Annotated in this window: 15 protein-coding genes; 8 read left to right on the top strand and 7 right to left on the bottom strand. The window is 60.5% G+C overall.

What is annotated here, in order from left to right:
* The first annotated feature begins 19 nt into the window (after positions 1–19).
* From hutU to B6V76_RS18710, 7 genes are all read left to right on the top strand, one after another.
* Positions 20–1,714: a urocanate hydratase gene (gene hutU, locus B6V76_RS18740; protein WP_088728222.1), complete on the top strand. Its 1,695-nt coding sequence runs from the start codon at positions 20–22 to the stop codon at positions 1,712–1,714.
* Positions 1,711–2,259 carry a HutD family protein gene (locus B6V76_RS18735; RefSeq protein WP_088728200.1) on the top strand — a complete coding sequence of 183 codons (549 nt, stop codon included), beginning with the start codon at positions 1,711–1,713 and terminating at the stop codon, positions 2,257–2,259. Before hutU ends, B6V76_RS18735 begins: the two co-directional genes overlap by 4 nt.
* 100 nt (positions 2,260–2,359) lie before the next feature.
* Positions 2,360–3,172 (top strand): transporter substrate-binding domain-containing protein, encoded by an 813-nt coding sequence (locus tag B6V76_RS18730; RefSeq protein WP_088728199.1) that lies wholly within the window; start codon positions 2,360–2,362, stop codon positions 3,170–3,172.
* A 67-nt stretch (positions 3,173–3,239) separates the two neighbouring features.
* Entirely contained in the window at positions 3,240–3,887 is a 648-nt protein-coding gene (locus B6V76_RS18725) for an amino acid ABC transporter permease (RefSeq protein ID WP_088728198.1), read from the top strand.
* Positions 3,887–4,546 (top strand): amino acid ABC transporter permease, encoded by a 660-nt coding sequence (locus tag B6V76_RS18720; protein WP_240497902.1) that lies wholly within the window; start codon positions 3,887–3,889, stop codon positions 4,544–4,546. Before B6V76_RS18725 ends, B6V76_RS18720 begins: the two co-directional genes overlap by 1 nt.
* A 3-nt stretch (positions 4,547–4,549) precedes the next feature.
* Positions 4,550–5,344, top strand: a complete 795-nt coding sequence (locus B6V76_RS18715; protein WP_078523108.1) for an amino acid ABC transporter ATP-binding protein — start codon at positions 4,550–4,552, stop codon at positions 5,342–5,344.
* Positions 5,345–5,732: 388 nt separating this feature from the next.
* Entirely contained in the window at positions 5,733–5,942 is a 210-nt protein-coding gene (locus tag B6V76_RS18710) for a hypothetical protein (protein ID WP_088728196.1), read from the top strand.
* A 382-nt stretch (positions 5,943–6,324) separates the two neighbouring features.
* On the opposite strand, the gene ugpC is transcribed toward B6V76_RS18710, so the two are convergent.
* The 6 genes from ugpC to B6V76_RS18680 form a co-directional block, all read right to left on the bottom strand.
* On the bottom strand, positions 6,325–7,404 hold the full coding sequence (gene ugpC, locus B6V76_RS18705) for a sn-glycerol-3-phosphate ABC transporter ATP-binding protein UgpC (protein ID WP_088728195.1): 1,080 nt from the start codon (positions 7,402–7,404) through the stop codon (positions 6,325–6,327).
* Positions 7,401–8,318: a PfkB family carbohydrate kinase gene (locus tag B6V76_RS18700; protein WP_088728194.1), complete on the bottom strand. Its 918-nt coding sequence runs from the start codon at positions 8,316–8,318 to the stop codon at positions 7,401–7,403. Before B6V76_RS18700 ends, ugpC begins: the two co-directional genes overlap by 4 nt.
* Before the next feature lie 2 nt (positions 8,319–8,320).
* Positions 8,321–9,343 (bottom strand): aminotransferase, encoded by a 1,023-nt coding sequence (locus tag B6V76_RS18695; RefSeq protein ID WP_088728193.1) that lies wholly within the window; start codon positions 9,341–9,343, stop codon positions 8,321–8,323.
* The gene (locus B6V76_RS18690; protein ID WP_088728192.1) at positions 9,340–10,185 is read right to left on the bottom strand and encodes a carbohydrate ABC transporter permease; all 846 of its coding nucleotides are present in this window, start codon (positions 10,183–10,185) and stop codon (positions 9,340–9,342) included. Before B6V76_RS18690 ends, B6V76_RS18695 begins: the two co-directional genes overlap by 4 nt.
* A complete protein-coding gene (locus B6V76_RS18685) occupies positions 10,185–11,069 on the bottom strand; it encodes a sugar ABC transporter permease (RefSeq protein WP_088728191.1) in 885 nt (294 codons plus the stop codon). Before B6V76_RS18685 ends, B6V76_RS18690 begins: the two co-directional genes overlap by 1 nt.
* A 124-nt stretch (positions 11,070–11,193) precedes the next feature.
* Positions 11,194–12,432 (bottom strand): extracellular solute-binding protein, encoded by a 1,239-nt coding sequence (locus B6V76_RS18680; RefSeq protein WP_088728190.1) that lies wholly within the window; start codon positions 12,430–12,432, stop codon positions 11,194–11,196.
* 116 nt (positions 12,433–12,548) lie between these two features.
* Between B6V76_RS18680 and B6V76_RS18675 the strand changes: the two genes are divergently transcribed.
* A complete protein-coding gene (locus tag B6V76_RS18675) occupies positions 12,549–13,790 on the top strand; it encodes an ROK family transcriptional regulator (RefSeq protein WP_240497900.1) in 1,242 nt (413 codons plus the stop codon).
* Between the two features lie 200 nt (positions 13,791–13,990).
* Here B6V76_RS18675 and B6V76_RS18670 read toward each other — a convergent pair.
* A partial coding sequence (locus B6V76_RS18670; protein WP_141104947.1) for an RNA-guided endonuclease TnpB family protein occupies positions 13,991–14,490 on the bottom strand: 500 nt, incomplete at its 5' end.

Below are 14,490 nucleotides of genomic sequence, written 5' to 3'. Positions count from 1 at the left end.
GCCAAGAAGGACCGAAATGATGAACAATCCCCGTCACAACATGCGCGACATCTACCCCGCCACCGGGACCGAGATCACCGCCAAGAGTTGGCTGACCGAGGCTCCGCTGCGGATGCTGATGAACAACTTGCACCCGGACGTCGCCGAAAAACCGCACGAGCTAGTGGTCTATGGCGGGATCGGCCGCGCCGCACGCACCTGGGAAGATTTCGACCTGATCTGCGACTCGCTACGAAAGCTCGAAGCGGATCAAACGCTGCTCGTGCAATCGGGCAAGCCGGTCGGCGTCTTCAGAACCCACGCGGATGCACCACGCGTGCTGATCGCCAACTCCAATCTCGTGCCGCACTGGGCCAATTGGGACCATTTCAACGAGCTCGATAAGAAGGGTCTGGCAATGTATGGCCAGATGACCGCGGGGTCGTGGATCTACATCGGCGCGCAAGGCATCGTTCAGGGCACCTACGAAACTTTCGCCGAAGCAGGGCGGCAGCATTACGATGGGGATCTGCGCGGCAAGTGGATCCTGACCGGCGGGCTTGGCGGCATGGGAGGCGCGCAGCCGCTGGCCGCTGTCATGGCAGGCGCCTGTTGCCTTGCGGTTGAATGCGACGAGAGCCGCGCCGACTTCCGCATCCGCACCCGGTATTGCGACGAGAAGACTCATTCGCTCGACGAGGCGCTTGCGATGATCGCCCGCTGGACCACCGCAGGCGAAGCGAAATCGGTCGCTCTGATCGGGAACGCGGCCGAGATTTTCCCCGAGATCCTGCGCCGGATGCAAGCGGGCGAGGATCTGCCGAACGGGCGTCCGGACATCGTGACCGACCAGACCTCGGCCCACGACCCCTATCACGGCTACCTGCCAAAAGGCTGGTCGGTGGCGCAATGGCGCGCGACCCAGGAGAGCGATCCCGCGAAGGTTTCGACCGCCGCCCGCGCCTCGATGCGCGAGCACGTTGCGGCGATGGTCGGGTTCTGGAACGCGGGCGTGCCGACGCTCGATTACGGCAATAACATCCGTCAGGTCGCACAGGAAGAAGGGCTGGAGAATGCCTTCGCTTTCCCCGGTTTCGTGCCTGCCTATATCCGCCCGCTATTCTGCCGCGGGGTCGGTCCGTTCCGCTGGGCTGCACTGTCCGGCGATCCGGAGGATATCTACAAGACCGACGCGCGGATGAAGGAGCTGTTCCCTGAGAACGAACACCTTCATCGCTGGCTCGACATGGCGCGCGAGCGGATCGACTTCCAGGGGCTTCCCGCGCGGATCATGTGGATCGGCCTCGGCGAACGACACAAGGCGGGGCTCGCGATCAATGAGATGGTGCGCAACGGTGAACTCAAGGCTCCGGTGGTGATCGGTCGCGATCACCTCGACAGCGGCTCGGTCGCCTCGCCCAACCGCGAGACCGAGGCGATGAAGGACGGCTCGGATGCAGTTTCGGACTGGCCGCTGCTCAACGCACTACTCAACACCGCATCGGGCGCGACCTGGGTCTCGCTGCACCACGGCGGCGGCGTCGGCATGGGCTTTTCGCAGCATGCTGGCATGGTGATCTGTTGCGACGGCACCGAAGCGGCCGATCGCCGGATCGAGAGGGTGCTTTGGAACGATCCGGCCACCGGGGTGATGCGCCACGCGGATGCGGGCTACGAGATCGCGCAGGACTGCGCGGTCGAGCATGGTCTCGACCTTCCCGGGATCCTGAAATGAAGCTGCTGCGCCGCAGCGAAGCGACAGCACAGCCATGGAAGAATGGCGGCGGCCGCACCTGGGAACTTGCGACCTTCCCCGAGGGCGCAGGTTTCGAGGGCATGCTGTGGCGCCTGAGCATGGCCGAAGTTGCGCGCGACGGGCCATTTTCGCGGTTCGACGGGATCGACAGGACGCTTACGGTGCTCTCTGGCGGGTCCATGGAGCTGCGGTTTTCGCAAGGCGGTTTGGTTCGTCTGGACGCGTGCTCCGTCCCGCTCGCCTTTCCCGGCGAAGCCGCTGTAGATGCGCGCGTGGGCGAAGAGGCCGTAATCGATCTCAACATAATGACACGGCGAGACTCTTTCTCGCACCTCGTCGAATTGCTTGATGCCGGTCACCCCGCGCCTGAGCGCACCTTAGCTCTGTTTGTTCGCGAAGCCTCCGCTCGCCTCGGGGACATCGAACTCAAGCCAGGCGAGGTTCTCCTCGCCGAAGACGGCGATCTCGCGGGGCTGGCCGCCGCTCGACCGATCTACGCGCTTACGCTGCGACGACACGATTAGCTCCCCAGTGCCGACACGGGTCGGCGCCGGGGCCAACAGTCCGGTGCCACAAGGGGCACGGCGCCGGAGACAGACAGCCCCGCCAACAGGAGAGAAGACTATGACCTTTTCCACTACGCTGAAATCCGCGCTGTTCGGTCTGAGCACGATTGCCCTGACCGCAACGGGAGCGATGGCTGACGATCTGGCCGACATCAAGTCGGCCGGCAAGATCGTGGCCGCGACCGAGATGCACTACGCCCCCTTCGACATGCTCGATCAGGGCGAATATGTAGGCTTCGACCGCGACCTGTTCGACGCGATCGCCAAGGAGCTCGGCGTCAAGCCCGTCTACGAGGATCTGCCCTGGACCTCGATCCTCCCAGGCCTCGAAGTGAAGAAATTCGATTTCGTGCTCGCGCCCGTCACGATGACGTCCGAACGTGCAAAACGCTACAGCTTCACTCTGCCCATTGCGGATGCGACGGTGGCCTTCGTGCAACGCAAGGGCGGCAAGATGACGAAACCGGCCGACGCCAAGGGCATGACCGTCGGCGTTCAAAAAGGCACCGCGCAGGAGAAACAGCTCGAAGCCTATAGCGACAAGATCGGCGGCATCACCATCAAAGGCTACGGCACCACCGACGAGGCATATGCCGACCTGATGACCGGGCGCCTCGACGCGGTCGCGGGCTCCGCCCCGCTGCTCAACTATCTCGCCAAGACGCGGCCCGATGACTTTGCCGTGGTCAACCCGCCTTTCGGCACTCCGACCTATTTCGGTTATGTCGCGCGCAAGGGGGAAGGCGACAGCCTGGTTGCCGCCGTCAATGACGCAATCAAGAAGATCGAGGCCGATGGCCGCATGAAGACGTTGCAGGAAAAATGGTTCGGCGCCGCGACCGACTTGCCCGAGACCATGCCCAAATTGTAATCGACGCTATGACGGGCCGGTCACGCATCGGCCCGTCCCTCCCTTTCTCGCATTCACGGGGCTGGCCATGTTCTCCTTCCAGGTGATCATCGACAATTTCCCGGTCCTTCTGTGGGCCGCGCGCAATACACTCCTGATCTCGGTTCTGGGGTGCCTTGAGGGGCTGATACTCGGTGCGGTGATCTGCGCCGCCGCCCTGTCGGCAAGACCGGGCCTCAGGCGGGCCGCCGCGATTTACGTGAGTTTCTTTCGTGGGGTGCCGCTGCTCATTCAATTGCTTGTCGCCTATTACCTTCTTCCGGTGATCGGGTTGAACGTGCCGGCACTGGTCGCTGCTGTCCTGACCGTGGGCCTCTGCGCCGCCGCCTATCTTTCGGAGGTGCTGCGCGGTTCGCTCAACGCGATCCCGAAAGGCCAAGCCGAGGCTGCTCTGGCGATCGGTATGAGCTCGCGCAACATCTGGATCCGCATCCTCCTGCCGCAAGCGCTCAAGATCGGGTTGCCATCCATCGTCAACGAGCTGATCCTGCTGGTGAAAGCCAGTTCGCTGGTGACCGTGGTTGGTATCGTCGAGATCACCCGGATGAGCCAGTCGGTCGCCGCAGCGACCTATCGCCCGCTCGAAATCTACCTTGCCGCCGCCTTCATCTATCTTGCGATCAACCTCGTGATCGCGCAGGCCGGTCGCGCCTTGGAACGGAGGCTCACGCTCTGATGTTCGAGATGCTCCAACATTACGGCCCGGACCTGCTGACCGGTTTCGGCGTCACCTTGCTGAGCTGGACACTCGGCACGGTTTTCGGCCTCGTCCTGGGCTTCGTGATCGAGATCGTGCGGCGTTTCGGTCCCAGCTTGCTTGGTTATCCGATCCGTGCTTACGTGGAATTCATCCGTGGCACCCCGTTCCTCGTGCAGATCTTCGTGCTCTATTACGGTGGCCCCCTGCTTGGCTTGCGCCTCGACGCCCTGCCTGCCGGGATCCTCGGGCTGACGATCTACGGCAGCGCCTATTTCACCGAGATCCTGCGTGCCGGTTTCGATGCCGTCCCAAAAGGACAGATCGAAGCTGCCCGCGCCATCGGCTTTGCGAACATGACGATCGTGCGCCGCATCATGGTGCCGATCATGATGGTCTCCGCCCTGCCCCCCATGGTGAACTTCGCGATCATTCTTACCAAGGAAACGGTGATCCTTTCGATGATCACCGTGCCCGAAATCATGTTCCAGACCCAGACGATGATGAGCGAGACCTTCGCCTTCTTTACCCCGATCCTGATCCTCGCTTTGTTCTTCTGGGGCTTCGTCGAGCTGATCTCGCGGCTCGGGCGGAGGCTGGAGCGCCGTTTCACCTATTACCTGCTTGATCGGAGCTGAACGATGACCCAATCCAGCCCTGCCCCCGCCGCAGCCCACCTGCGCAATGTCTCCAAGTTCTACGGCACGTTCCAGGCCCTGCGCGAGGTCAGCCTCGACATTCCGCCCGGCAAGGTGACCTGCCTGATCGGCCCTTCGGGCTCTGGCAAATCCACTCTCCTGCGCTGCATCAACTTCCTGGAGGAATACGACAGCGGCGAAGTGCGCATCGACGATCAACTGATCGGTTACGAAACACCGGGCGGCAAAAAGATGGCCGCACGGCAATTGCGAGAAATGCGACGCGACATCGGCATGGTGTTCCAGCAGTTCAATCTCTGGCCGCACATGAGCGCGCTTCAGAACGTGGCCGAGGGGTTGGAGCGTGTGCGCGGCCTGTCCCGTAGCGAAGCCCGCGAGCGGGCCCGCGAGGCGCTGAAAAAAGTCGGCTTGGCCGATAAGGAAGGCAACCATCCCAGTCATCTCTCTGGCGGCCAGCAGCAGCGCGTAGCGATCGCCCGGACGATCGCGATGGAACCGCGGATCATGCTCTTCGACGAACCCACGAGCGCGCTTGATCCCGAGCTCGTCGGCGAGGTGCTCGCGGTCATGAAGCAGCTTGCAGCCGAGGGCATGACGATGGTCGTCGTGACCCACGAGATGGGCTTTGCCGCGCATGTCGCCGACCGCGTCGTGTTCATGGAACGCGGAGAAATCGTCGCATCAGGTTCGCCCCGCGAGGTGTTCGACGCCCCCTCCGACCCGCGGCTCGCAAGCTTTCTGCAAGGTTACCGCGAACGAAACTCGCTGGATTTCTGAGTCGGTTCACCCGGGGCGAAGACGGCGTTCGCCCAAGGGCCGCAGACTTCACACACCCGAGGCCCAGGCCCGTGTTTTCATCATGGCAAGACTCCTGCAGGCAGTCGTCCTCGACCTCCCCCGGCGCGAGCCAGGCGCTCGTGAACAGCGTGGCTCATCCGTCGCTATCGCTGTTCACTTTCCGAGAGCCCACTTACGGTGCCTCGGCGGAAGCGGCTTCCGCAATTCATGGGCAAGGCGAAGAACAGCAAGCCAGCGTCGCGGCGCCACGCGTGCGGGAGGACGAAGCTGTCGATGGCGAAGCTGGGATACCGGTGAAGCCAAAGGCCGGAAAATTTGACTTTTCCGGACTTTCCTTGTGGAATTGAAGCCCTCAATGGAGGTCGCCATGGGCGCACATGAGATCGTCGGCATGCTCGGGCTCGTCGCTTTTGGCGCGGCGGCGATCATTCCTGTCTTGATTGAACGCGCTCGCGACTACAAACGTCTCGCGGCTGATTTTGGTGACCTCACCGAGGAAGAAGTGCAATGGCTCAAGAGCCAACCGATCTCCGGCGAGGCCTACTTCGAAGATGGCGATGACGACGCCGATGCGTAAAGGTTCGCGCGGCAAGGTCAGGGATGGACGGGCATCTGGCACCTCAGTTGCCCGAAGTCGCGAACCGTCGCAATAGCCGCTGCCGCTCGGCTTCGGTGCTCGATAAACGACACATGAAACCCGAAATGCATATTATCGAGCAGGCAATGCATAGCGCGTGCAGGTGCTCGATAAACCGCATGGGCGCGCGCGGTTCACACCGTGGCATACCGTTTATCGAGCACCCCCACCCCACCGTAAGGCATTGATATGATTTGAAAGCGGCGTTTATGAAATACAGTAAAACGAGCACCCCCTCCGCGATCGAGATTGGTGGCCGGAAACCGGCGAGAGAAGTAATACTGAGTTTTCTCTAGGGAATGTTCGCTACAAGTTTAGGCTCTCAGCTACGCTCAACTTCAGACGCGACTTCCACGCGGAGGCCCGTCTCAGCGTCAAAAACCGAAAGCCGCGCCGGATCGACGTAAACCGTCAGAGACTGCCCGAGAGATAACGTCTCCTCGGCCGGAAGCGTTGCCGTGAGTTTGTTCTCACCCAGATCCAGCGAAACGATCTGCTCCGGCCCAGTCAGTTCAATTAGATCGACCCTGCCGGTGAGGCTGAGCCCTCCCGTGATTTCGGTAGTCTTTAGTGCCTCGGGACGAATGCCGACCGTGACGCGCGTATCCGGTGCGCGGCATGGCCAGACGGTTTGAGTCGAGCCAAACTGCAGTCCTTGGGCGCAGGCGGTAGCGGGGAGCATGTTCATCGGCGGCGCGCCCATGAACTCGGCCACGAACCGGGAATTGGGTCGATTGTAAATCTCGGCAGGTGTGCCGATTTGCTCGATGCGGCCGCCATTCATCACGGCGATCCGGGTCGCGAGCGTCATCGCCTCGATTTGGTCATGGGTCACATAAACGATGGTCACGCCCAACATTTGATGAAGGCGCTTTAGCTCGCTGCGCATTTCCATCCGCAGCTTGGCGTCGAGGTTGGATAATGGTTCGTCGAACAAGAACAGCTTTGGCTCACGCACCATCGCACGCCCGATCGCCACACGCTGTCGTTGCCCGCCTGATAGATCCGCAGGTTTGCGATCTAGCAACGCTTCGATCTGCAACATCTTCGCGGCTTTTCGAACCGCCTCTTCACGGGTCGCTTTGTCGACATTGCGCATCTCGAGACCGAAGCCGATGTTCCGTGCGACCGTCAGGTTGGGGTAGAGCGCATAAGACTGAAAGACCATCGCGATATCGCGGTTCTTGGGATGAACGCCGTTCAGCGTGCGCCCATCGAGAACGACCTCGCCCGAGCTTGGCTCTGACAGCCCCGATATGATGCTGAGCAATGTGGATTTGCCGCAGCCCGACGCGCCAAGCAGAACGAGGAACTCGCCGGTCTCCAGCGAGAGATCGATCCCTTTGAGCATTTCCAACGCGCCGAAAGATTTTCGAATATCGTGCAGTTCGAGGGTGCTCATACGGAAACCTCCTCAGGGATGTAGCGGCGCGGAGAGCTTGAGATCGCGAGCGAAGCCGTCGCGACGGCTTGCTCCAGCGCTTTTTGTAAGATGCTGCCTTGCGAAAGCGCCGCTATGAAAGCCGCATTGAACACGTCACCTGCCCCAATCGTGTCCTTCACCGTCACTTTCGGGGCACTTGCGCGAAAGGTCTGTCCGTTCTGCCGCGCGATCGCACCCGCGGGGCCGAGTTTGATCACTGCGACCCCGTCTGATTTCAAAAGGTCCGAAAGGGCGACGAGCGCCTGCTCCGGCGACTTCGTATCGGTCAGGCATGTGGCCTCGACCGCGTTCAACAGCACGATGCCGCTGCGAGCGACCCAATTCAGGGCACGTTCGCGGACCTCCTGGGTCCAACCGTCGATCGGCCAGCCGGTGTCGAGCGCGACCGTGACATCCGCCCGGTCGGCCCGGTCGAAAAGGTGATCATATTCCGCACTAAGGCGCTCCGTGAGAAAGCTGCCGCACAGGACCAGCGTGCCCCCGCGCAAATTCTCCCAGTCGATCTGCGCATCTACCTCGGACCAACTCAGCTTCGGCAAGTGCCCTGTCGTGGTCAAAAAGGTGCGCTCGTCATCAGGATGGGTGATGCCAACCGAGACGGTGGTGCTTTCAGAGCACCGCGGCCAACCCGCTGCGATGGCCCCGAAATTCGAACGCAGCCAGTCGCCAAAGTGATCGCTTCCCGTATTGGCCGCGGATTGGAAATCAAGTCCCATTGCTTGCCACGCGAGGGCGACATTTCCGGCTGCCCCGCCAACTCGCAATTCGTCGTTCGGGCATATCACCTCGGAGCCCGGTTTTGGCCACGGCGCGAGAGGGCCCATGATCAGGTCGACATTCACGTTGCCGACGGTCGCTAAAGCTGTCCCCATTCTCATTCGACCTTCGTCACTTTTGAGCAGCGAAGAGGCGTGCCGACATCAGGCACTCTAGAGGCGGCGAAATCGACCATGAACCTTTGTGCGGACGGCAATAGGGCAAAACAGGCGGCCAAGCCGGAAGAGGTCGGGCAGACAATCGTCTCCGCGCCAGGAACTGCATCCAGCCCCGACGCGTCGAAAATCACCAATGGCGAGTCGCTCGTTGTCAGGATGAATTCTGCAAGGCTGGTGACGTAGCTCGCCGAAGCGTCAGCATCTCGGAACATGACGACCCCGACATCCGGCGCGAGCATCTCGACCGGTCCGTGACGCAACTGGCCGCCCTCGAGGCTGAAACAAGGAAGGCGAGAGAGCTCGGTCAAACCCAAGGCGATCGCCTCCGCAACACCTTGCTGTGTGCGACCCGATGTGACGATGGTTCGCACATCCGCAAGCTTGGCGATTGCCGGAGTGACATCCGCGGGACTGACCGCACCCATCACTTCCAGAGCCGCAGAGATATCAGATCCCAATTCGCGCAACACAGCGGCGTGAAGGGCCAACGTCACCGTGAGCGATCGGGTTGCGGCAAAGGGAATTTCCGATCCACCTTCGCCAATCAGACAGCGGGTGAGTTTCGCAAGTGAAGAGGCCGGTTCCATGGTCAGGCCGAACGTGTCCTCGTGCGCATGCCCTTCGTCAAACCACCGTAGCACTTCCGCGCTCTCACCAGATTGTGAGGTCACTATGACGGTGCGATGTTCGAGCGGCAAAGGCGCGTCCAGTTGTTCGGAAAGCGTCACAGCGATCGCATCGACCCCGACCGCGCGATAGCAGGGCTCAAGCGCGCGGCCCACAGCATGCGAGCCACCCATCCCCAGAAGGACAAGCGAGCGGTTTCTCTTGATACTTGCCGCGATAGTCCGCGCCAGTTCGGCATTTTCCGTGATGCTGTCGCGGCTGTCCCGCATCTGACGGCCCATCTCTGCGTAAAGAGCATCGAGCACTTCGTTTCGGGTTTCGAGCGCGGTGGTCATCCTTTGACACCTCCGTTGGTCAGCCCAGAGATCAGGGCGCGTTGCATGAGAATGCCGATGGCGACGGGAGGCAGAGAGGCAATGACGCCCGCCGTCGCGATCAGCCCGTAATCGGATACCCGCCCCCCAGCCAGATCGGCGATCGCCACTGTCAGGGTTTTGGCATCCTGGTTTGAAGTGAAAAGAAGCGCGTAGAAGAACTCGTCCCACGCGAGCAAAAACGCGAAGATAAGAGCCGTCGCGATTACCGGAAGCGCAAGCGGCAAGATCACGATCCGCAACATCTGATCGAGACGCGCCCCGTCGATCGCCGCTGCCTGCTCCAACTCCTGTGGGATCGGATCGAAGCCGGCCTTGAGTAGCCATGTGACGAAGGGCGCAAGGATGCTCAGATAAACAAGCGCCAGGCCGAAAACGTTGTTCAGCAACCCGAATTTCGCAAGCAGTAGATAGAGCGGCACCGACAGTGCGACAGGCGGCAACATGTAGGTTGCGATGATACCGCCAAGGGTCCAGCCGATTTGTGGATGGCGGGATGCCGCCCAACCGGCGGGAATCCCGACCGACAGAGCCGCGAGCGTCGCCATGCCGGCAACTTTGACGCTGTTGCCCAGCGAGGCCATGAAGGCCTCGCCGACCGAGTTCTCGGCGCGGCTGAAAAGCGTCGCATAGCGGGAAAAATCGAGCGTGTCCGGCCACCAATGCAAAGGCTTTGCTGACAGATCAGCGTTGGATGACACGCTCATGATGAACAACCATGCGAGCGGCGCGAGGATGACGAGTGCAACCAGCAAGGCAGCGACATGAATGAAAATTCGAAAGGCGGGCGATTGGTGTTCCATCACCGGCCCTCCCCGGCGAGCCGCCGCATGATGAACAGATAGGCAACGGCAAGAACCGTAATCATCAGGGTAATCATGAGCGCAAGCGATGCGCCCGACCCTGCCCGCTGGAACGCAAAGGCCTCTTGGTAGACCAGGATCGACAAGCTGCGTGTCGAGTTTGCCGGTCCCCCACGGGTCATGATCCAGATAAGGTCGAAAACCTTGAACGCTTCGATCGTGCGCAGGACCAGCGCCACCATAAGCGGCCCGAGCAAGTATGGCAGAGTGACATGACGGAACCGCCGCCAGACATTTGCACCGTCGGAAATTGCCGCGGCGCGGATATCATTCGGAATCGCCTGTAAAGCCGCCAAGGCGATCAGCGAAACGAGCGGAAAGTTCTTCCATACATCCGCCACGATCAGCGCCGCCATCGCCGAGCCTGGCTGACCTAGCCAAGAACGATAGGCGTCGATCAAACCAAGCTGCGTGAGGGCTGCGTTCAGCGCGCCATATTCGGGGTTGTAAATGAGCCGCCAGAGCGTCGCATTCACCACTGTCGGTAGCGCCCAAGGCAAGATCATCAATGCGCGCAGGAAGGTGCGACCGTAGAATTGTTCGTTGAGCAGCAGGGCGACGAGCACCCCGATCACCAACTCCATCGTGACAGACCAGACGCTGAATTTAAGGGTCGTGAAGAAGGCCGCGTGAAAATAGCTGTTCGACAGCATTTTCGTGAAATTCTGCAAACCAACGAAGTGACCGCCGCTACCGACGAGCCTAGCATCGCTCAGTGAAAGTCGGACCGTGTCGATCAGGGGCCACCCGATCACCGCCATCATCACGACAAGCAGCGGCAGCATAAGCAACCAGACACGCAAAGAGAGGCGTTCTGTGAACATGGCGTCAAGCCTTGTGGTCAGAGAGTGTATGCGCGACGGCAAATGGAGGCGTCGCAATGTCGAAGTCAGGCGGGAGGGAAATGTGCCGCACCTTGGCGCGGCACATTGAATAGCAGAGGCGAAATCAGAGGCCGCTATTTTCCGCTGCCGCCTGCAAAGCGTCTTCCGGGCTGTTGGTGCCGAGCAGAGCTTCCTGGATTGCTTGCTGAAGCGCCATCGACATCTCTTGATAATGCGGCGTCATCGGGCGCGGATACATCACGGCGAGGCCGGTCTGGGCCGCTTGGATCAGTTCTTCCTGGCCTTTCGTGACCTCCGGGTCGTTGTAGGAGCTTGCCCAGATCGGCAGGCTCAGCTTCGCATAGGCATTCTGTTCTTTCTGCGAGGTCATGAAGGTGATGTAGTCCCAAGCCTCATCGGGGTGCTTCGACGTCGTGGTGATACCGAGGCCCATGGACCCATTCACCGCCGAAGCCTTGGAGACGCCATCGACACCGGGCGCGGGCACAACGCCGACATCCCCGGCAACCTTGCTCTCCTTCGGGTCGTTGGCGAGATTATACATGTAGGTCCAGTTGAGCGCGAAAGCCGCGTCTCCGTTCTGGAACACGTTGCGCACGTCCTCTTCCAGGAATTCCTTTGAATTGGGGTTCGTCAACCCTGCGTCGTAGGTGTCGACCATATATTGCAGAGCTTTGAGCCCACCGCCGTTCTGAAAATCGGGCGCGCCGTCTTTGATGAAATCGCCACCATATGCGCTCAGGAGTGTCGTGTAATCGCAAACGGCGGCTTCGGCCTGAGCCCAGCTCCAGGCGATCGGGTATTCGACGATTCCCGCATCCTTGATTTTTTGCGCGTCCTCTTTGAGTTCAGCCCAGGTGGCGGGAGGCGTATCGATCCCGGCCTTTTTCAGCATTGCCTTGTTGTAGAAGAGATATTTCGTATCCAGAATCCACGGCATACCATAGCTCTTGCCGTCATATTGCACGGTGGTCCAGGCACCCGGCAGGACCCCGTCCTTCATCTCGGGCGTGATCTTGTCCGTGACATCGACCAGCACGTTGTTCTGAGCGTATTCCGCGGGCCAGATAACGTCGAACAGCACGACGTCATATCCACCGCCAGCCCCCATCGAGAGCACTGTCTTGTCGTGGAGCCCTTCGTAGGGGACGAACTCGAGGTTCACCTTCACATCCGGATGCGCTTCCTCATAGGCAGAGGTCATCGAGCGGATGTCGTCTTCGCTATAGGCAGCCTGCGCCATGAACAGCGCGTTCAGCGTGGTTTCCGCCTGCGCTGCGCTGGCCGTGACCCCCATCAGAGCCGTCGCGGCAAGAAGGGGGGCGTGCAATGCAATTTTCATTTCTCTCTCCTGTCGGATCAGGGCGCCCGCCGCAGAATGCGGAGAGGGACCTTCGGTGGATCGCATCGCCTGGAGAAAGCTCTTCGGCTATTTAGTCCAAGTGATGGACTTAATGATTGCGGCGAGCACTGTCTCCTGTCAATATCTTTTTCATGAGATCGAAAACGCCGGAAATTCGTGCCTTGTCAGGCTCCAGTGCGGGTGCCGCGGGGGTGCATAATCGACGCGTCGTCATCGACGCCATTCGCCTCAACGGGGCGCTGTCGCGTGCAGAACTTTCGCGCGCCACGCGGCTTGCGAAGCAAACTCTTTCCAACATCATCGACGAGCTGGAGAGAGACGGGCTGGTGATTGCTCGCGAGACGGTCAAGGCGGGACGCGGCAAGCCCGCAACGCCTTACGACCTTGCACCGAGTGGTGCATTTTCGATCGGGTTGCAGATTGACCGTCACGTCGCGCGCACTGTGGTGATGAACCTCGTTGGCGAGATTGTCTTGCGCCGAGACTCCAACATTCGTCCGACCGACCCTGAAGCGGGCCTCGATCACTTGATCGAGCTAATCGCGCAAACACGCGATGATTTGGCGAAGATGCATCCAAGTGCGGCAGAGCGCACCGTAGGCTTGGGTGTCGCAATGCCCGGGCCGTTTGATCCCAACCTCAAAAATCGCGCCGAAGACGAATATACCATGGCGCGCTGGCAAGACTTCCCGCTGGTGGATCGTCTCTCAACAGCCATCGGGCTGCCCGTGAGCATCCAAAACGATGCGTCAGCTGCCGCGACTGCTGAGAAAATGACCGGGAAAGCGCATGGACTTCGTCACGCAGTCTGCTTGTATCTCGGCTATGGTCTTGGCGCGGGATTGATCCTGAACCGCGAGGTCTTCGGTGGACGTCATGGGAATGCCGGCGAAATCGGTATGATCAGCGACCTTGCCTCCCGAACACCCGGCGCCGTCATGGAGCGAAGTGTGGCACTCGGTGGCTTCTGCGCGCGCTTTGGGCTTGATCATGCAGACGAGAACTTGTTCGACAAGATCGAGGATCTGCTGGCCGATCGCCGCTCCGATGTAGAAGACTGGCTTTCTCAAGCCGCAGATCGCCTCTCGCATCTCGCCAGGATCCTCGAGCTGATCATTGACCCCGAGGCGATAATTCTTTGCGGCACGTCGCCCGCAGTTCTGCTTGATAACCTGGTATCGCGCGTTAATCGAATACGGGAGACGTCTGAGGGCGGCGCCGTCGGGCTAAGGCTTCTGACGGGTCACAGTGACCCGTGGATAGTCGCTACCGGGGCGGCAGCGGAGCCTATCAGCAGAAGCTTCGACCCGAACTATTCGGCGCTCCTCAAGACTTGAGAGCTTTGCAAGCCGCCGATCACATTGACGAAATCGGGGGGCGTCACCAGCCCGTCACCCTGAGCAAAGCCGGGAAACTCTGCCTAAGGGCAGTAGAACTCTGCGGTGCAGATCACAAACCTGCAGACTCTCGTTGTGAACGAGGGCCCCAAGGGGGCAGGTCATTCGCGACATGCCATGTCGTTGAACGAGCACCGCTTTCATGGAGCTGATCTTTTCTGATCAGGTCCATTTTCCTGCTTCATCGTGGCCGGTTTCACGACAGGATCAGTCCCGCCGCCAGAGCCTTCCACTCCACAAGCTGAAACCGGACGGACCTTGAGGTCCTCGCTACCGGCCAAATTCTTGAGGTTTATCGCGGCATTGATGTCGCGATCGTGGTGCGCGCCGCAATTGGCGCAGGTCCAGGAGCGGACCGAGAGCGGAAGAACCTCCGCTTTGGTGTGACATGCCGAACAGGTCTTGCTGGATGCAAAGAACCTGCCGGCGGCAACAAGAGTGCCACCAAGGCGCGCGAGCTTGTAGCTAAGCTGACGACGGAACTCGAAAAAACCCATATCGGAAATGGCACGGGCAAGATGCCGGTTCGCCATCATGCCGCGGACATTGAGGTCCTCGATGATCACTGTGCTGGCTTCACGCGACAGCTTGGTCGTGAGCTTGTGCAACCCGTCCTGGCGGATGTTGCGGATGCGTGCAT

The organism is Thioclava sp. IC9, assembly GCF_002213225.1.
GTDB classification, from domain to species: Bacteria; Pseudomonadota; Alphaproteobacteria; order Rhodobacterales; family Rhodobacteraceae; genus Thioclava; species Thioclava nitratireducens.
The sequence above is the reverse complement of the archived record's forward strand: the minus strand, read 5'-3'. Positions and strand labels throughout refer to the sequence as shown.